Annotated in this window: 20 protein-coding genes; 10 read left to right on the top strand and 10 right to left on the bottom strand. The window is 72.0% G+C overall.

Annotated elements, in window-relative coordinates; translation table 11 throughout:
- Positions 1 to 336: 336 nt before the first annotated feature.
- The 6 genes from DQE82_RS25615 to DQE82_RS25640 are packed head-to-tail and all read left to right on the top strand — an operon-like array spanning position 337 to position 5,319.
- A complete protein-coding gene (locus tag DQE82_RS25615) occupies positions 337 to 984 on the top strand; it encodes a PaaI family thioesterase (protein ID WP_051611058.1) in 648 nt (215 codons plus the stop codon).
- Positions 981 to 1,856 (top strand): SDR family NAD(P)-dependent oxidoreductase, encoded by an 876-nt coding sequence (locus DQE82_RS25620; RefSeq protein WP_113974432.1) that lies wholly within the window; start codon positions 981 to 983, stop codon positions 1,854 to 1,856. Before DQE82_RS25615 ends, DQE82_RS25620 begins: the two co-directional genes overlap by 4 nt.
- Complete coding sequence (locus DQE82_RS25625) at positions 1,853 to 2,989, top strand: TIGR03617 family F420-dependent LLM class oxidoreductase (RefSeq protein ID WP_199496108.1); 1,137 nt, start codon at positions 1,853 to 1,855, stop codon at positions 2,987 to 2,989. Before DQE82_RS25620 ends, DQE82_RS25625 begins: the two co-directional genes overlap by 4 nt.
- On the top strand, positions 2,986 to 3,876 hold the full coding sequence (locus tag DQE82_RS25630; protein WP_043324843.1) for a TIGR03619 family F420-dependent LLM class oxidoreductase: 891 nt from the start codon (positions 2,986 to 2,988) through the stop codon (positions 3,874 to 3,876). Before DQE82_RS25625 ends, DQE82_RS25630 begins: the two co-directional genes overlap by 4 nt.
- 50 nt (positions 3,877 to 3,926) lie before the next feature.
- Positions 3,927 to 4,445, top strand: coding sequence for a nuclear transport factor 2 family protein (locus DQE82_RS25635; protein ID WP_113974434.1), 519 nt, complete (start codon positions 3,927 to 3,929; stop codon positions 4,443 to 4,445).
- Between the two features lie 4 nt (positions 4,446 to 4,449).
- Entirely contained in the window at positions 4,450 to 5,319 is an 870-nt protein-coding gene (locus DQE82_RS25640; protein WP_043324844.1) for a TIGR03619 family F420-dependent LLM class oxidoreductase, read from the top strand.
- A 48-nt stretch (positions 5,320 to 5,367) separates the two neighbouring features.
- Here DQE82_RS25640 and DQE82_RS25645 read toward each other — a convergent pair whose 3' ends face one another.
- The 5 genes from DQE82_RS25645 to DQE82_RS25665 all read right to left on the bottom strand — a co-directional run bounded on the left by DQE82_RS25645 (position 5,368) and on the right by DQE82_RS25665 (position 8,964).
- A complete protein-coding gene (locus DQE82_RS25645) occupies positions 5,368 to 6,198 on the bottom strand; it encodes an SDR family NAD(P)-dependent oxidoreductase (RefSeq protein WP_113974436.1) in 831 nt (276 codons plus the stop codon).
- On the bottom strand, positions 6,195 to 6,671 hold the full coding sequence (locus DQE82_RS25650) for a nuclear transport factor 2 family protein (RefSeq protein ID WP_158560012.1): 477 nt from the start codon (positions 6,669 to 6,671) through the stop codon (positions 6,195 to 6,197). Before DQE82_RS25650 ends, DQE82_RS25645 begins: the two co-directional genes overlap by 4 nt.
- Positions 6,668 to 7,591 (bottom strand): NAD(P)-dependent oxidoreductase, encoded by a 924-nt coding sequence (locus tag DQE82_RS25655; protein ID WP_113974440.1) that lies wholly within the window; start codon positions 7,589 to 7,591, stop codon positions 6,668 to 6,670. Before DQE82_RS25655 ends, DQE82_RS25650 begins: the two co-directional genes overlap by 4 nt.
- A gap of 150 nt (positions 7,592 to 7,741) precedes the next feature.
- Positions 7,742 to 7,924, bottom strand: coding sequence for a hypothetical protein (locus tag DQE82_RS25660; protein ID WP_113974442.1), 183 nt, complete (start codon positions 7,922 to 7,924; stop codon positions 7,742 to 7,744).
- Between the two features lie 323 nt (positions 7,925 to 8,247).
- Positions 8,248 to 8,964 (bottom strand): DUF998 domain-containing protein, encoded by a 717-nt coding sequence (locus DQE82_RS25665; protein ID WP_113974444.1) that lies wholly within the window; start codon positions 8,962 to 8,964, stop codon positions 8,248 to 8,250.
- Positions 8,965 to 9,081: 117 nt separating this feature from the next.
- Between DQE82_RS25665 and DQE82_RS25670 the strand changes: the two genes are divergently transcribed.
- Positions 9,082 to 9,684, top strand: a complete 603-nt coding sequence (locus DQE82_RS25670; RefSeq protein ID WP_113974446.1) for a TetR/AcrR family transcriptional regulator — start codon at positions 9,082 to 9,084, stop codon at positions 9,682 to 9,684.
- A gap of 181 nt (positions 9,685 to 9,865) precedes the next feature.
- Here DQE82_RS25670 and DQE82_RS25675 read toward each other — a convergent pair whose 3' ends face one another.
- The gene (locus tag DQE82_RS25675) at positions 9,866 to 10,234 is read right to left on the bottom strand and encodes a helix-turn-helix domain-containing protein (RefSeq protein WP_104113336.1); all 369 of its coding nucleotides are present in this window, start codon (positions 10,232 to 10,234) and stop codon (positions 9,866 to 9,868) included.
- A 64-nt stretch (positions 10,235 to 10,298) separates the two neighbouring features.
- On the opposite strand from DQE82_RS25675, the gene DQE82_RS25680 reads away from it, so the two are divergent.
- Entirely contained in the window at positions 10,299 to 10,922 is a 624-nt protein-coding gene (locus DQE82_RS25680; protein WP_113974447.1) for an NADPH-dependent F420 reductase, read from the top strand.
- A 165-nt stretch (positions 10,923 to 11,087) separates the two neighbouring features.
- Here the strand turns inward: DQE82_RS25680 and DQE82_RS25685 are convergent, their stop codons facing one another.
- From DQE82_RS25685 to DQE82_RS25695, 3 genes are all read right to left on the bottom strand, one after another.
- Positions 11,088 to 12,002, bottom strand: a complete 915-nt coding sequence (locus DQE82_RS25685; protein WP_199496109.1) for a zinc-binding dehydrogenase — start codon at positions 12,000 to 12,002, stop codon at positions 11,088 to 11,090.
- A 92-nt stretch (positions 12,003 to 12,094) separates the two neighbouring features.
- Positions 12,095 to 12,628, bottom strand: a complete 534-nt coding sequence (locus DQE82_RS25690; RefSeq protein ID WP_113974449.1) for a flavin reductase family protein — start codon at positions 12,626 to 12,628, stop codon at positions 12,095 to 12,097.
- Between the two features lie 34 nt (positions 12,629 to 12,662).
- Entirely contained in the window at positions 12,663 to 13,526 is an 864-nt protein-coding gene (locus tag DQE82_RS25695; RefSeq protein ID WP_113974450.1) for a DUF1684 domain-containing protein, read from the bottom strand.
- Between the two features lie 535 nt (positions 13,527 to 14,061).
- On the opposite strand from DQE82_RS25695, the gene DQE82_RS25700 reads away from it, so the two are divergent.
- Positions 14,062 to 15,246, top strand: coding sequence for a Cmx/CmrA family chloramphenicol efflux MFS transporter (locus DQE82_RS25700; protein ID WP_113974476.1), 1,185 nt, complete (start codon positions 14,062 to 14,064; stop codon positions 15,244 to 15,246).
- Between the two features lie 148 nt (positions 15,247 to 15,394).
- Here the strand turns inward: DQE82_RS25700 and DQE82_RS25705 are convergent, their stop codons facing one another.
- On the bottom strand, positions 15,395 to 16,324 hold the full coding sequence (locus DQE82_RS25705) for an NmrA family NAD(P)-binding protein (RefSeq protein WP_043324852.1): 930 nt from the start codon (positions 16,322 to 16,324) through the stop codon (positions 15,395 to 15,397).
- 92 nt (positions 16,325 to 16,416) lie between these two features.
- Between DQE82_RS25705 and DQE82_RS25710 the strand changes: the two genes are divergently transcribed.
- Complete coding sequence (locus DQE82_RS25710; RefSeq protein WP_113974451.1) at positions 16,417 to 17,001, top strand: TetR/AcrR family transcriptional regulator; 585 nt, start codon at positions 16,417 to 16,419, stop codon at positions 16,999 to 17,001.
- Positions 17,002 to 17,239: the final 238 nt, after the last annotated feature.

A 17,239-nucleotide genomic window follows, 5' to 3' on the forward strand; every position in this document is an offset into this window, starting at 1 on the left:
GTTCCCGGGGGCGGCCGGGCCGTTCGGCGGCGGCCGTGCGGGCGCGATGGTCATGGAGGTGATGGATGGCGGCGCTGGTGTGGAGCGCCTGTCCGGAGCTGATCGGCATCCGCGCCCGAGACTGGCGGTGTTGCGGCCGTTCGCGATCCAAACAAGCGCTCGATTGGGAACCGTAGGTGGCAGCGTGCGGGCACGTCAATAGGCGATCGGCAGCATGATCGACAAGGGGGCTGCGCGTAGCGGGCAACCGTTGCCAGCACGCGATCAGGTCGCTAAGGTGCGCATCAAGCAAGCGCTTGGTTGCTTGATGTCCGGCCGGCCAAAGGAGTCCGCACGGTGGAAGCCCCCCTCGCCACGGCACAGCCCCGCGACACCGGCATCGACGCGGTCGCCTCGGCCACCCGCCGGCTCATCGACGCGATCACGCGCGCGGGCGGCGCCGTCGACCCCGACGCCGACGCGATAGTGGCCGACCTCGACGCGCTCACCGCCCGGATCGACGCCCACGCCCCGGACCTCGCCGAGCGGATCGCGACGATGTGGCGCCAGCCCGGCCCGGGCCGCTTCGACCCCGCCGGCGGCACCGAGAATCCGCTGTCGCCGCCGGTGTCCCTCTGGGTAGAGCCGGACGGTTCCTTACGCGGGGAGGTCACCCTGAGGCTTGCCTTCCAAGGACCACCCGGGCACGTGCACGGCGGCACCTCGGCCATGCTGATGGACCACGCCCTCGGCATCGCCAACGCCCGCGCCGGATACGCCGCGGTGACCGTCGGGCTCGACATCTCGTTCCGCGCGGCCATCCCGATCGGCTCGACGATCACGATCCTGGCCCGGCACGACGGGCGCGACGGACGCAAGGTGCGCAGCTCCGGCGAACTGCGCGTCGGGGACCTGACGTGCGTCACGGCCACCGGCACCTTCGTCCTCATGGACGACCCGTCCACGCGGGAGAAGTTCCGCCGAGCGTCGAGGGAGCAGGCATGAGCACCGATCCCCATCCGAGCAGCGCCGCACCCGGCCCGCTCGCCGGCCGCGGCGCGCTCGTCATCGGCGGGGGCGGCGGCTTCGGCCGCGCCATCGCCGCCGCGCTGGCCGCCGACGGCGCCGCCGTGACGATCATGGGACGGACCGAGGCGACGCTGCGGGCGGCGGCCGGGACGATCGCCGCGGCCGCCCCCGGAGCACCACCGGTACGGATCAGCGCCGGCGACTCCACCCGCGAAAAGGACGTGGCAGCAGCGGTACGCGCCGCCGACGAGACCCCGCTGGCCGCGGTCGTCACCACAGTCGGCGGCGGCACCTTCCGTCCCCTGCTCGCCCTCGACGCCGAGACCCTCGAACACGACTTCCGGCGCAACGTCACCACGGCGCTGCACGCCATCCGGCACGGCGGGCAGGCCCTGGCCGCGCGCGGCGGGGGCGCGATCGTGTGCACCTCGTCGAGCGCGGGCGGGCACTCCTTCCCGTTCATGCCGTCGTACTCGGTGAGCAAGGCCGCGCTCGAAGCGCTCGTCCGGGTCGCCGCCGACGAGCTCGGCCACCTCGCGGTACGGGTCAACGTGGTACGCCCCGGCATCGTCGCCACCGACGGCGAGAACCCGGGCCGGCTGCTGGCCGACCCCGAACTGGCCGCCGCGACGGTCGCCGAGAAGCCCCTGTCGCGGATCGGGCGCGCCGAGGACGTCGCCGCCGCGGTCCGCTTCCTGTGCGGTCCCGGCTCCTCCTGGATCACCGGCGCGTGCCTGCCCGTCGAAGGCGGGGCACACCTGCGGCGCGCACCACGGCTGGAGAAGCTCGCCCGGATCGTCAACGGCGACGAGGTCGTCGACGCCACCCTGGCGGGCCGCATCCCGTGACGGCGCCACAGACACCCGCCACCCGGATGGAGCTGACCACGACGCTGCCGCCGACGACGGCGCTGCGCGAGGTGCCCGCGGTCGTGGCGCGCATCGAACGGCTCGGCTTCGACACCGTGCACATCCCCGAGACGACGCACGACTCCCTGGCGGTCGCGCTGCTCGCGGCCGAGCACACCAGCCGGATCACCGTACGCACCAGCATGACGCTGGCCTTCCCCCGCAGCCCGATGGTGACCGCGTACGCCGCGTGGGACCTCGCGCGGTTCTCCGAGGGCCGCTTCCAGCTCGGTCTGGCCACCCAGGTACGCGGCAACATCGTCGGGCGGTTCTCGGTGCCGTGGGAGCGGCCGGTGGAGAACCTGCGCGACTACCTCGCCTCGATCCGGGCGATCTTCGCCGCGTTCAGCACCGGCGAACCCCTGGAGCACGAGGGCAGCCACTACCGCTTCACCCGGCTGCAGCCGTACTTCAATCCCGGCCCGCTGCCGACCGCGGCCCCGGCGCTGTACACCGGCGGGGTCAACCGGCGCGTCTGCGAGGTGGCCGGCGAGCTCGCCGACGGCTTCGTCACCCACGCGACGAACTCGCACCCGAGTCACCTGCGCACGGTCGTGCTCCCCGCGCTGCGCGCCGGGGCCGAGCGGGCCGGACGCGCCGGGATCCCGCGGGTCGTCGTGGTGTCCAAGTCGATCACCGGGCCGACGCCGGCCGCGCTCGCCGCGAGCCGCGACTCCGCCCGCCAGGAGCTGGCGTTCCTCTTCTCCACTCCCGCCTACCGCACCACCCTGGACCGGCTCGGCCTGGGCCGGGTCGGCGAACGGCTCGCCGCGATGGCCGCCTCCGGGCGCTGGACCGGACTCGCCACCGTCCTCGACGACGAGACCCTGGCCGCTCTCATCCCGCACGGCACCTACGCCGAGCTGCCGGACGTGCTCGGGCAGGCGTACGGCGGCATCGCCGACGGGCTCGGGCTCGGGCTGCCGCTCGACCCGGACGACGACGAGGACTTCGGCGCGTTGCTCGAACGCCTCCGGCTCATCCCGACCAGTGCCGCGGCCACCATCCCGCCCGCGAACGCCGGCCCCACCAGCGCGACGCGCGGCGTCGCCGGATCGGAGACCCTGTCATGACCGCACGCATCGGGCTGCTCACCCCGGTCGTCGTCCAGCATCCGCGCACCGCGGCCGCCTGGGAACGGGACGTCCTGTCCGGCCCCGACGTCGGCGGCGCGCTGCTGGCCGTCGCCCGCGCCGCCGACGACCTGGGCTACCACCACCTGACCTGCAGCGAGCACGTCGCCGTGCCCGCCCCGATCGCCGCCGAGCGGGGCGCGACGTACTTCGACCCCGTGGCCACGCTGTCGTTCCTCGCCTCGGCGACGCGCCGCGTCCGGCTCGCGACGAACGTCGTCGTCATCGGCTACCACCATCCGCTCGCCCTCGCCAAGACCTACGGCACCCTCGACCTGCTCAGCGGCGGCCGCGTCGTCCTCGGGATCGGGGTCGGCAGCCTCGAAGAGGAGTTCGACCTGCTCGGCGCCGAGTTCGCCGGGCGCGGCGAGATCGCCGACGAGGCGATCACCGCCCTGCGCGCGGCGTGGGGCAGGGCCGTGCCGCACCACGAGGGGCCCCGGTTCACGTTCACCGACTTCGTCGTCGAACCGCACGCGCCGCGCACCACGGTGCCGATGTGGATCGGCGGGCGCACCCGCCGCTCGCTGCGCCGCGCCGTGACGTACGGCACCGGGTGGGCGCCGTTCGGCCTCGGACCGCGGGAGCTGACCCGCATCTGGGAATCCGTGGAACGCCCGGACGGCTTCGACCTCGTGCTGCAGATTCCGCCGCTGGACCCGCTCGGCGACCCGGACGGCTCCCGCGCGCACCTGCGCACGGCCGACACCGTCGGGGCGACCGCTGTCAACGCGAGCCTCGTGGCCACCTCGGCCGCCCACCACCTCGAGCAGATGGCCGCGCTGCGCGAGCTCGCCCCGGAACGCTTCGAGACGAACCCGGCCTGACCGGCCGCCGACCGGTTCATCCGACGAGACCCGATCGAAAGGAACCCACCATGAGCGACTCGCAGCCCGACCGGCTCGCCCTGCTCGAGGCTCGCCTCGAACAGGCCGAACGGCGCCTCGCCGCAGCCGAGGACCAGCTCGCCCTCTGGCGGATCGTGGCCAGCTACGGCCCCGCCGTGGACAGCGGCTCGGCCGAGATCACCGCCCAGTTGTGGACCGAGGAGGGCGTGTACGACACCTTCCCGGTCGTGCTCAATGGCCGGGACGCGCTGCGCGGCATGGTCAACGGTGATCGGCACCAGGCCCTGATCAACAACGGCGCCGCCCACCTCATGGGGCTGCCGCACATCGTCGTCGACGGCGACCGGGCCGTCGTGACGAACTACTCGCAGCTCGTGCTCAGCGCCCCCGACCAGAACGGTTACCGGATCTGGCGTACCGGCTCCAACCGGTGGGAGTTCATCCGCACCGACGAGGGCTGGAAGGTGACCCACCGCTGGAACCGCCAGCTCGACGGCACCGACGAGGGCCGCGACCTCCTCGCCCGCGCCGTCGAATCCGAGGCCTGAGGCCGTGCGCATCGGCCTCAGTTCCCCGGTCCTGGCCGACTCCGGGCCCCGGCCCCCGTGGGAGGCCGAGGCCGGGGTCGCCGAGTTGCGCACCGTCTTCACCACCGCCGACCGGCTCGGGTACGAGTTCTTCACCTGCCCGGAGCACGTCAGCGTGTCACCGGGGCTGGCCCGGGGTGAACGCTTCTACGACCCGGTCGCGACGTTCTCGTACCTCGCGGCGATCACCGAGCGGATCCGCTTCCTGCCGTACGTGCTCGTGCTCGGGCTGCACCATCCGCTGGAGTTGGCCAAGCGGTACGGCACGCTCGACCACCTCAGCGGCGGGCGGGTCGTCCTCGGCGTCGGCGTCGGCAACCTGGAGGAGGAGTTCGCGCTGCTCGGGCGTCCGTTCGCCGACCGTGGGCCACGGGCCGACGACGCCCTGCGGGCGCTGCGGGCGTCCCTGTCGGTACGGCTCGCGACCTACCACGGGGAGTACTACCACTTCACCGAGCAGGTGATCAGCCCGCACGCGGTTCAGCAGAAGGTCCCGATCTGGGTCGGTGGCCACAGCAGGCGTGCCCTGCGGCGCGCGGTCACCCTGGGCGACGGGTGGGCGCCGGCCCCCGTCACGTATCGCGGGCCGGACCTGGAGACGCTGCCGCGGATGCTCGCCGAGCACGACCTGCCGGAGGGGTTCGACGTCGTCATCACGCCTCCGGCCCGCCTCGACCCGACCGGCGCCCCCGAGGCCGCGCTGGACCTCGTCGGCCGGATCGGCGAGGCGGGCGCCACCGTGGTCAACCTCGTCGTCCGGCACCGTGACCTGGCCGAGTACCTCGACCAGCTCGCCGCGGCAGCGGAGCTCTTCGGTCTCGACCGCCGCGACTGAGCACTGCCGTGGACGCCGGGACCCGGCGACGAGCCCCGGCGTCCACGGTCACGCCTCGTTCGGCATGTTCGACCAGCCCTTGCGGTCGGCACGCGCGTACCAGCCCGATGCGGCCAGGGTTCCTCCATCGACGGGGATCGTGTGCCCGGTGACGAAGCGGGCGTCGTCGCTGGCGAGGAACTCGACCACGGCGGCGTAGTCGTCGGGCTCGCCGAAGCGTCCGACGGGGATCCACGTACGGATCAGCTCCGGGTCGCGTCCGCGCAGCATCGCCGCGGCCGGTGTCTGGGGCGTGTCGGCGAGGTCGGGCGCGATGGCGTTGACCCGTACCCCGTGACCGGCGACCTCGACGGCGAGGCTCCTGGTGAAGGCGCTGACCCCGGCGTTGTAGGCGGAGTACGGGGCGCACGCCGGGATGCCCCGGAAGGCCTCGACTGTCGAGTTGTTGACGATGGCGCCACGGCCCCGATCGACCATGCCGGGCAGCAGCGCATGCGTCATCGCGAGCACGTGCCACAGGTTGATCTCGTAGAGCGCCTGCCACTGCTGCGGGGTCGAGTGCAGGAAGGTCTTGGCGGCCGGGCGGAAGTCGCCGACGTTGTTGACGAGCACGTCGACCCGCCCCGAGTCGACGGCCGCCGCGGCGGCGACCGCGTCGGCGACACCGTCGGCGGTGCGTACGTCGGCGAGGACGACCTCGACCTCGCCGCCGGCACTCCGGATGTCGGCGGCGGTGCCGGTGGCGGCCTCCCCGTCGATGTCGACGAGGACGACGTGGGCGCCAGCGGCGGCGAGACGGCGGGAGATGCCGCCGCCGATGCCGAGGGCGCCGCCGGTGACGACAGCGATCCGGCCCTCGAGCCTGCGGGTGGCGCTCATCTGCCGGTTCCTTCCTCGTCGGCCCGGGTCACGGAGACGCGGTGGCGTTCGATCCAGTTGACGGTCACCGCGCGGCGGGTGAAGGCCCATCCTTCGCCGGTACGCGCGTACTCGTCGTCGTAGTGCAGGAACCAGACCACGTCCGAGGGCCCGTCGCGACCGGGGACCAGGTGGTGGGCCGTGCCGCGGACCCGGCCACGGGCCCCGGTCGGCGTCGGCAGGTAGCGCGCCCCGGCCACGACGTGAGTCGTCGCCAGGGTGCCGGCGAGCGCCCCTAACGCGGCCACGACAGCGGCGCGGCCGACGTGGGGCACGTGCGGGCCGAGGTGCGCCGGCGGCTCGGGAACCACCAGGACGCCGTCCGGGACGAACAGCGCGCCGATCGCTGCCGCGTCGCGGTCGTCGGCGGCCGCGGCGTACGTCTCGGAGAGCGCGCGCAGCGCGGTGAGGTCGGCCGCGCCGAGGCCGGTCACGCCGCGCGAGCGGTCGCCGCGCGGACGACCTGGACGAGCTCGGCGACGGCGCGCTCGCAGTCGCCGCGGGTGTAGCCGAGCAGCGCGGTCTCGGCCGGATCCGGCTCGTAGGCGAGGACGTTCCCGCGACCCTGGACGATCATCGAGTCGGGCATGAAGGGGTGCGGCTCGTCGCGCTCGGCGATGGTGCGGTTGCCCCCGGCCGCGTCGACCAGCAGCTGGAAGAACTGCGTGAACGTCAGGTTGGCGTCACCGACGAGGTAGGCCGCGCCCGCCGCGCCACGGTCGAGCGCGCCGCCGATCGCCTCGGCCAGGGACCGGGCCGACATGTAGTTCGTGCCGCCGGCCGGCGCGTGGTCGGGGATCTGCGGCTCGTTGCCGGCCGCCCAGGACACCATGCGGCGGTAGCGCTTTGCCGTGACGCCGGGGATGGCACCGATGATCGAGGGCGGGTTGAGGGTGCAGACCGTGAAGGAGTCGTCAGCCAGCGCCCGGGCACCCTCGTCGGCGTCGCGGCGGGCGGCGACGTAGGCGCTGGAGTCGGCCAGGTCGGGTCGCAGGTGGTGGTAGTAGCTGCCGACCTGGACGAAGCGGGAGACGCCCGCACTCTTGGCGAGGGCGGCGAAGGCCGGCACGCCCGCGCTCTGGGTCTCCTTCCAGAACGTGGCCTCGTCCGCGTCCCGGGGCAGGTGGCGTACGTCCTGCCCGGCCGCGAAGACGACCGCGTCGAAGGGGGCCAGGTCCTGGCGGGTGAAGGTCTGGCGGGCGTAGTCCCCGCGGAGGACGGGCAGGCCGGCGACGGGTGAGTCCGCGTCGACCGTCCCTCGGGCGGCGACGGTGACGTTGTCTCCCCGGTCCCGCAGGTGAAGGGCGGTGTGGACCCCGATCATGCCGGTTCCACCGACCACGAGTACCTCCATCGCGAGGTCTCCTTGCGTAGTGAGGCGGCTCCCCCGGCGTGCGTTTGGGAGCCGGCATGACTTCCGTATCAACCAACCAAGCGATTGGTAGGTTAGCACGAGCAGGCGCTCACCGCGCCAGGCGTCGCCGCGCCGACATCGACCTGCGACTCAGCCGCCCGCGACTTCCTCGACATCGATGCCGCCATCAGCGGCCGGTACACCCTCGACCAGCTCTGCGACCTCGCGCACGCCGCCGACGACGGATTCGACCGGAGCGTGTTCGCCGCAATGCTTCGCCACGTCGACCGCTTCGACGACGAAGACTTCACCGACTACGGTCTGGCATCGCATGAGGTCGCCGACATGCGAGCTCGCGTCTCTGCAGGGCGGACCGCCCTGCTCCGAGAAGTCGAATAGGCTCGATCAACCTGCTCTGCTGCCCCCGTCTCCTCGGCCTGTTCGACTCACGGCACGTCCGGGTCAGGGTGCTCGGTCCGACAGCGGCTCGCGGCAGCGTCATCGATCAGGCATCTGTCGAGCAGCCAGTCAATGGCCCGGCGGGCTGCCCGAGCCTGGCGGAAGGCATGCCAGACCGTCAGCAGGTGCATGATGTCCACTCCCGTTGCCGTGGTCGTCGGCGACCACGGCAGGTGCTCTTCCCTCTCGGCCGCGAACTAGAGCGCGGCAGCGTCCCGGTAGCTGCGGCGACAGATGGACACCCCTGCGGAGATGAGGCCGATGAGGATCGGGTAGACGGCGCAGCGCTCGACGAGGCCGACCAAGACGTTGGTCCCTGACCCGGCGACGGCGAGGAAAGCCGCCGTGGAGACGAGTCCGAAGGCGCCGAGCATGACCATGGCCTTCCCGGGCTTCCTGCCGATGCGGAGGTCTCGGTACATGCGCCCGAGCACGATGATCAGAATGTTGCCGCCGACGATGGCGGCCATGGCGCCCAGACCGTGGAAGTCGACAGTGCCCTGCCGGTCGGCTTCGCCGTCGCCGGGGAAGAGCGCCAGCACGACGCCGCCGGCACCGACCAGGGCGGCCATGCCGAGCAGGCCCCCCCGGCGCCAGCCTCGCAGGCCGTCGAGCAGGGCGACACCGATGAACACCAGGACTCCGAAGAGGAAGAAGCCGGTGTTCATGACCCACCAGAGGGGCGAATAAATGTACTGGCCGAACGCGGTCAACGGGCCGTGGACTCCGAGGTCGCTGATGTAGTGGTAGGTGTAGCTGTAGGGCGGGCTCCGCCAGGCCGCGGCGGCGACGAACTCGAGCAGCAGAAAGATCGCTGCTGCGGCGGCCAGCGCCGCCCCGGCGGGCTGGCGCTGGCCGCTCCGGTACGCCGCAGAGACGGTTGCCTTCGGCGTTGCCTTCACCAGTTGTGTCATGGCCGGGAGCCCTTCGGCGAGGTCGGCAGGGGCAGAGGAGCCTGGTATCACTACGGAAGTGTAGTGATACCAGTTTTGGTGTCAATACCATCATGGTCAGAGTTGTACGATGACGGCATGGCAAGGGAGCCGAATCGAACTGGGCGGCGCGAGCGCAAGAAGGCCGTGACCAGGGCCTCGATCCTGCGAGCTGCGCAGGAGCTGTTCCTCGAGCGCGGCTTCGACGCGGTGAGCGTGCGGGAGATCGCCGACCAGGCGGACGTCTCCCCCACCACTGTCTTCGCCCACTTCCCCCAGAAGGAGGCACTCCTCTTCCACGAGGAAGACGCGCAACGCGAGCGACTCGTCGCCGCCGTGCGCGAGCGGCCGGCCGGCCTCTCGATCTCGGCAGCGCTGAAGGCCCACTACCGCTCCGAATTCGTCGCCATGTGGTCCGGCGAGGAAGCGCCGCTCCGCCGCCGGGTCATGTCGCTGATGGAAGCCACACCGGCCCTCCAGGAGTACGCCTCCCGGATGTGGCTCCGCCATGAGGACGCACTCGTCGCAGCCATCACCGAGGATCTCGGCCTGTCCCAGCCGAGCGACGACATCCGGATCTACGCCCGGTTCGCCCTCCAGATCCAGCTACTCGTGACGAGTGACACCGATCCGATGCTCGACGCGGGATTCCGGATCCTCGATCAGGGCTGGAGTGAGCACGACCCGGCGCGAGGCACGTAGCGTCCACGCCAATGGGCGTATGGAAACCTCACGGCCCCGTCACGGTGACGGGCTTCCCGTTGAGTCCTGGCCCACGTCACCAAAGAGCGCATTGAACCGCCGGTTGAGGTCATCGCCGACCCCGACGACTCCGGACGGTTCAGTAGGCGGGGTACGCGAACGGCCCGGGCCGTTCGCGGTGCTACGACGCGCTGAGCCGCTCCTGCGCCTCGAACAGTTCGTCGCCATGCTCGGTGACCCAGGCGCCCAGCGCCCGCATCGGGCCGTCGGCGAAGCTGCGGCCGAGATCGGTGAGCGCGTAATCGACCCGGGGCGGCGCCTGGGGGAAGAACCGCCGCTCGACCAGGCCGTTGCCGACCAGCCTGTGTACGGCCTCGGTGAGCGCCTTGTCGCTGATTCCTCCGATTCGTGCCCGCAGTGAGCGGCGGCGGAGGGCGCCCTCGGCCAGCGCGGCCAGCACGACCGCATCCCACGTGTGCGCGAACAGGTCCGTCGCCATCCGCATCCGGCAGTCGGCTACGAGTTCCTCGCAGAGGTCGCCGTCACCCATGCGCCCATCCTGGCACGCCCGACATGCACCATCCGGTGCGCGTCGGCCTGCCTAGCGTGACGGTATGCGGATCGGAATCCTCGGCACCGGCAACCTCGCCACGGCACTGGCCACCGGCTGGGCCCGGGCCGGACACGACATCATCATCGGGGGTCGCTCGACGGCCGCCGCCGAAGCGATCGCGAACCGGATCGGCGGCACCGCGCGGCCCGTGCCGACGGTCGCCGCCGGCACCGACGCGGTTCTGCTCGCGGTCCACTGGGACGGCGTCACCGAGATGCTGACAGCGGCCGGCGGGCCCGCCGGCGCACTGGCCGGCCTCGCCCTGATCGACCCGACGAACGCCGTCGAGCACGGTGTCGGCACCCTCCGGACGGAACCCGCCCGGTCGGCCGCCGGCCACATCGCCGCCCTCGCACCCGGCGCGCACGTGGTCAAGGCTTTCCATCTCTTCCCGGCCGAGCGGTGGGTGACGCCCGATGCCGGACCGGTCACGGTCGCCATGTGCGGTGACGACGAGCGCGCACTCGATGTCGTCGGGTCGCTCGTGCGAGACGTCGGTGGAGTTTCCGCGGTCCTCGGAACGCTCGACCGGGTACGACAGTTGGAGGAGGTCGCCGGCTTTGTCATCGGGCTGGCGTTCGCCGGGGTCGACCCGCAGTCGGCGATTCCGTCGGTTCCCCGCTGACATGTGTCCGACAGGCCGCTCGTGGAGGCGGACGGTCCCCGCCGGGAGCGCCGTCTGCTCTCCCACCCGTCGATCTCCCACTTGCCCGATCCGAAAGTGTCCGGCGGGTCGACCTAGACCCGCTCCGGGCCGGGACCGATCCGCCGGCCACTCACCGCTGCGCCGTCACAGTCGGTCCAGATCGAGCAGGACCTTGCCCGGCACCCGTCGTTCCCGCAGCGCCTCGATCGCGCCCCCGAGGTGACGCCACGATCCGCGCCAGCCGATCGGCGCCCGCAGCGCCCCCTGAGCCACGAGGTCCACCAGCAGCGCCAGATCGGCGGCCGGGGCGGTGGTGTCGCCGAAGGACCGCAGCGTCCGGGACGCGCCCGGGGCGAAGGTCGAGTTCACCGGAAAGACGGCCGGTTCACCGGAGGCCCAGCCGATGCTGTGCAGCACCCCGCCCGGCGCGAGCAGACCCCACGCGGCCACCAGCTGGGCGCCTCCCACGGTGTCCAGCACCACGTCGACCGGGTCGCCGACAGCCTTCAGGCCGACCACCACCTCGTCGGCCCCCAGCGCTGCCAGCCCGTCGCCCCGGGACGCCGACCCGACCGCGGCGATCACGTACGCGCCCTCGTGCCGAGCCAACTGGACGGCAACTCGGCCCACTCCCCCGGACGCCCCGGTGATCAGTACGCGACGCCCGGGCAGCGGACCGGACTCACGCAGCGTCCGCAGCGCGGTGAGGCCGACCATCGGCAGCGCGGCAACCTCGGACAGGTCGACATCGGGGGGCACCACCGCGACGCTGTCCAGGTCGAACACCGCGAGTTGGGCCCACGCGCCCGGTCCGAAGGCGAGCACCCGGTCGCCCACCCGGGGACCGGTGCCGCTTTCGGCGGCGCGCAGCACCTCTCCGGCGGCGTCGTGCCCGAGCACCTGTCCGGCCGGCCAGAGGTCGAGGTGACGGATCTCGCCGTTGTTGACGGCGGCATGCCGCACCTCGACCAGCACCTGCCCCGGCCCGCATTCGGGCTCGGGGACATCGGTCACCCGGAACCCGTCGACGGTGCCCGGAGCGGCGACGATCGCACGCATACGACCTCCTTCGGTCCTCGCCAGGTTCCCGACAGGTGGCCCACAGTGGCGACCCTGTCGACGACGACCGGCGCAAGACGCCGGCCCGATGGTCAGGCGGCGGCGCGACGGGCCGTGCCGTCCGGAGCGTCCGCGAGACCGGCGTAGCGACCCCGGTGGTAGAGCAGCGGAGAGCCGACATCGGCGTGCCGGAGCAACTCCGGCTCGGCCAGCACGACCGCGTGATCGCCGACGACCACCCGGTCGACGACCCGGCACGCCAGCCAGGCCAGGGCGCCGTCGAGGATCGGCAGTCCGTTCGGCCCGGGCCGCCAGCGGGTCGGAGCGGCGAAGCGGTCGACGCCGCTCGTGGCGAAGGTATGGGCCAACTTGTGCTGGCCGTGTGCGAGCAGGTGCACCGCCACGTGCCGGGCCTGCGCCAGCATCGGCCACGTGGACGAGCCGAGGTTCAGGCAGAACGAGACGATCGGCGGCGTCAGCGACACCGACGTGAACGATGTCGCGGTGAAGCCCACCGGCGGCGCACCGGGGGCGGTGACCACAGTGACGGTGCTGGCCTGGTGGCGCAGCAACCTGCGTAGCGCGTCGGCGTCGGCGTCCATCGGGTCGTCGGCGGACGAGGTCATGGGCGTTCCTCCCGAGTGGTGTGGGCGCGGAGCGCTAGGAACGGGCGGCGGGGTCGGCCGCCAGCCGCTCGTACGGAATCTTCTCCCCGGCCTCGACGGCGACCGGCAGCCGGTTCTCCGTCGGTGGCAGCGGGCACGTCGCGAAGTCGGTGTACGCGCACGGCAGGTTGACGGCCCGGTTGAAGTCCAGCGTCACCCGGCCCTGCTCGTCCGGCGCGCCGACGGCCAGCGACCGGTTGGCCCCATAGGTGGTGATGCCGGAGGTGGTGTCGGTGAACAGCACCGACAGGCTGCCGGGCGTCACACCGTTGAACGCGGTCAGGCTCAGCGGCAGCCCGTCGACGCAGAACTCGATCCGGCCGGGCGCGTCGTAGATGTGCTGGAGCCCCTCCACGGCAGCGCCGACCGTGGTGGGCCGGGGACGCTCGAACGGCACGAACCGCCCCTGGAGCACCCACCGCTCGGCGGGCGGGAAGGTGGCGGTGCCCCGGTAGCGCGTCCGCAGCGGGTGGTCGGGGCGTCGGGGTCGGAGGATGTCGCGCCCACCCCGCCGGGCCACCTCGAGGACATCACCGTCGATCTCCACGGTGATCCCGGCGCGCTCGGCGATCACCCCGAACTGATGCCTCTTCCGGATGCGCCGGCCGTCGACGACGATCTCCTCGTCGTCGGCGAGGGTCACCACCGGCCCGTCCGTCCCGGTGCGCCACTCCCCGGGCACACCGGGGAACCGCTGCGGCTCCGCGGTGAGCCAGTGCAGTCCGGCCACGGCGAGGAAGCCGTGGCGGTCCGCCCGCGCCTCCTCGTGCCGGCGGTGCCACTCCTGCCAGTCGTCGGCGAACGCGCGGGTGGGTCGTGCGGCGTCGGGGGGTGCGGACGGTGCGGGTTCACTGTTCATGACGGATCCCTCTCGTTGACGTGCGGCCGCTCGGAAACGGGCGCGGAGGTGCCGGACGCGAGCCGGCGGGACGAGGACCGAGAGGCAGCGAGCGCCCGCTCAGGCCGGAAGGGTCGCCACGCGACAGAGCTGCGCGGCGACCCGCATCAGGTCGACGACCCGGCGGGAGGTGAACAGCCGAACAAGCAGCATGGATCAATTTTCCTACTGAGCAAGTAGGATTTCAAGCCCCGGAGCCACTCAGCATCGCGTGGCCATCGCAACGTCTACCGGAATGGGGCGAACCAGGCAGCTGTCGCGCGGCCTGCCTCATCGAAAATGGATGTGCGGGAGCCGGGCAGCCATCGGTAAAGTGGCGTCCATGTCGAGCCCCGAGTCGGACACTTCGGGGGCTTTCGGCCACGCCGTCAGCCCCTGAACCACTGAGGTTCCAGCCTCCCGCCCACTACCGCATGCGTGCGGGCGGTTGTTCGACCCCAGGGTTGGCCGTGGTGACGAGACGCCTTCTGTCCGTTTCATGCCTCGGAGCAACTCGATGCCTTTCGCTCTCCATCTGCTTGCCCTCGCCGTCTTCGCCATGGGCACCTCTGAATTCATGCTCGCGGGCCTTGTGCCCGACATCGCCACGAGCCTCGATGTCTCCGTCGGGTCCGCCGGGCTGCTCACCTCCGCCTTCGCGGTCGGGATGATCGTCGGCTCACCCCTCATGGCTGCCTTCGCACGTCGGTGGCCGGCACGGACCACGCTCCTTGGATTCGTGGTGATCTTCACTCTCTGCCACGTCGTCGCCGCGACAACCCCGTCCTTCTCCGTGCTGTTCGCAACCCGTGTCCTGGCTGCGGTTGCCAACGCCGGCTTCCTGGCCGTCGCCCTCACCACCGCGACCGGTCTCGTGGCCCCGAACCAGAAGGGACGTGCCTTGGCGGCCCTCCTTTCCGGTACGACGATCGCTGTCGTCGCAGGCGTCCCGGCGGGCGCGCTGCTCGGCACCGCGATGGGGTGGCGAGCGACCTTCTGGGCAGTCGCGCTGCTGTGTGTCCCCGCCGCTGTCGGCATCCTCGCGGGGATCCGGCCCCGCTCGGAGCCGACAGCGGAAGGGCCCGCCGCCGGCACGTCTCTGGCCTTCGAACTCGCGCAACTCCGAAAGCCCCGACTGCTCGTGGCAATGCTGCTAGGAGCGTTTGTCAACGGCGGGACCTTCGCGGCGTTCACCTTTCTTGCACCCGTCGTCACCGAGACCGCAGGACTGGACGAGGTGTGGGTACCGCTGGCCCTGGTCGTGTTCGGCATCGGATCGTTCATCGGCGTCACTGCCACCGGGCGGCTCTCCGACCGGCGCCCTCGTCCGATTCTCGGAGTGGCCGCTCCCCTCCTGTTCCTGGGGTGGCTGGCACTCGCACTCGTCGCCACACACCCCGTACTGCTGCTGATCCTCGTCTTCGTCCAGGGCATCCTGGCTTTCGCGGTGGGTAGCACGCTCATCGCGCGGGTGCTCTACGCAGCATCCGAAGCGCCCACCATGGGAGGTTCCTACGCAACCGCCGCGCTCAACATAGGAGCCGCCGCGGGCCCGGCACTTGCGGCCCTGACGCTGTCGGATTCCAGTGACCTCGGCCCCGTGTGGGTGGCCTCTCTCCTGACTGGGCTTGCCCTGCTCATGCTGCTTCCATCGGTGGGGCTGATCGCGCCACGGAACCGGAGTGGGGAGGTCGTCCGGTGACTCACGCGAATGCTCCGCGCAATGTCGACATCGTCGGCGGCTCGTCGACGATGTCGAACTCGACCGATCGCTCACGTCGGGGCCGACAAACTCGCCGACTTGGACCGGACGGCGTGTCCATGGGCGTGACAATGACCAAGCCTTGGCGTCAGCCCTGACGGAGGGGGCGCAGGTGGCGGTCGGCCCACTCAGCGAACGAGGTCAGGGGGATGCCGAGGGCGCGCGCGAACTCCGGCCGGGCCGGCTGCCCGGCGACGTTCAAGAACTCGTGGGAGGTGGTGGCCCACGGCGGCATGCCGGCGGCAAGCGCTTCCGCCTCGGTCATGTCGGGAGCGGTGCCGTCGATGCCGAGCGACTCACCGATGATCTTCGCGATTTCCGTCATCGGCAGGTGGTCGCCGGCCAGTTCGAGTTCGACGCGGTGGAAGCGGTCGGGGTCGGCGACGGCAGCTGCGGCCGCGCGACCGATGTCGTCGACGGCGACCAGCGACAGGTGGGTCTGCGGCCGGAGGACCGTCGCGAGCCCGCCCGCGATGCCCCGCGGCAGCAGGTAGGCCAGGTCGGGCAGGAAGTTCTCCATGAAGAAGCCCGGCTTGATCAGCGTCCACCGGTCGAAGCCGGCGGCCCGGACGCGTTCCTGCATGCCGGCCTTGGGCAGGAAGACGCGCTCCATCGCGGCCCAGCGTCCGTCGGTCCAGCCGGGGGCGTCCTCGTGCCGCCCGGCGCCGGACACCGAGGTGTGCACGAACTGCGGGACCTCCGCGGCCAGCGCGGCCTCGATCAGGTTGACGCCCTGGGCGAGTTCGCTCTCGAAGTCCCAGGTGTCGCCGCGCAGCTCCGGCATCTGCACGGAGAAGACGGCGCGGGCGCCCCGGGCGGCCGGGACCAGCGATGCGGGGTCGCGGAGATCGCCGGTGACCAGCTCGGCGCCGAGGGCGGCGACTGCGGCGGCCTTGGCGGCAGCAGGGTTACGGACCAGGGCGCGCACCGGGACGCCGGCGGCGAGCAGGGCGCGGGCGGTTGCCCCGCCCTGCTGGCCGGTAGCGCCGGTGACCAGTACTGGTGCTCGATCAGACATGGACACTCCTCGACCCAAGAAACGGCGGGGCCCGCCGTTTATGCTTGCTAAGATACGGCGGGCCCCGCCGCTTAGCAACGCCGAGGTGAGACATGCGAGCAGACGCACGCCGCAACTACGAACTTCTGCTCGCGGTGGCAGCGGAGGCGGTTGCCGAGCACGGGGCCGACGCGTCGCTGGAACAGATCGCCCGGACCGCCGGGGTGGGCTCCGGCACGGTCCGCCGCCACTTCCCGACCCGCCACGCCCTGCTCGAAGCCGTCTTCCGGGAGCGCATCGACGCCCTCTGCGCCCGCGCGGGCGAACTAGTGGGCAAAACGGACCCCAGGGCCGCGCTCGTCGAATTCCTGATCGAGATGACGCGGGCCGCCGCCACGATCCGGGGCCTGGCCGAGGCGCTGAACCGCGGCCGCGTCGAAAGCGTCTACTGCGCGTCCGACCAACTGTCCGAGGCGGGTGAGCCACTGGTACGCCGGGCCGCCGAGGCCGGAGTGCTGGCGCCCGACGTCACCTTCGGCGACCTGTCGACGCTGGTCACCGGGATCGCCCTGGCGACCGAGAACGACCGCGACCCCGGTACCACAGCGACCCGCCTGCTCTCGCTGGCCATGACGGGGTTCACGGTGACACCGCAGGAACCCGCACAGCACAGCCCGCTTCCGAATTCAGGTGCCTGACCACGCCCCGGGCCACGGCCTGATCGCAAGCCGTAGCTCGGGCCGGCTTCGCCGGACCAGATTGGGGTCCGAGCCACGGCTCGCGGGCCTACCCTGCGCCGTTGTGGTCGGCGAACCTCACCGCGCCTTCTACGGCAACCAGTTCAGTCTCACTGTGCCGACCCAGCCGACAAGGCCGAGGTCTACCGACAACTCGGTTTCCAGCCTGAGACGCAAACGGTGCGCGGTGCGCTCCCCG

The sequence above is a fragment of the Micromonospora sp. LHW51205 genome (assembly GCF_003315815.1).
Taxonomy (GTDB): Bacteria; Actinomycetota; Actinomycetes; order Mycobacteriales; family Micromonosporaceae; genus Micromonospora; species Micromonospora chalcea.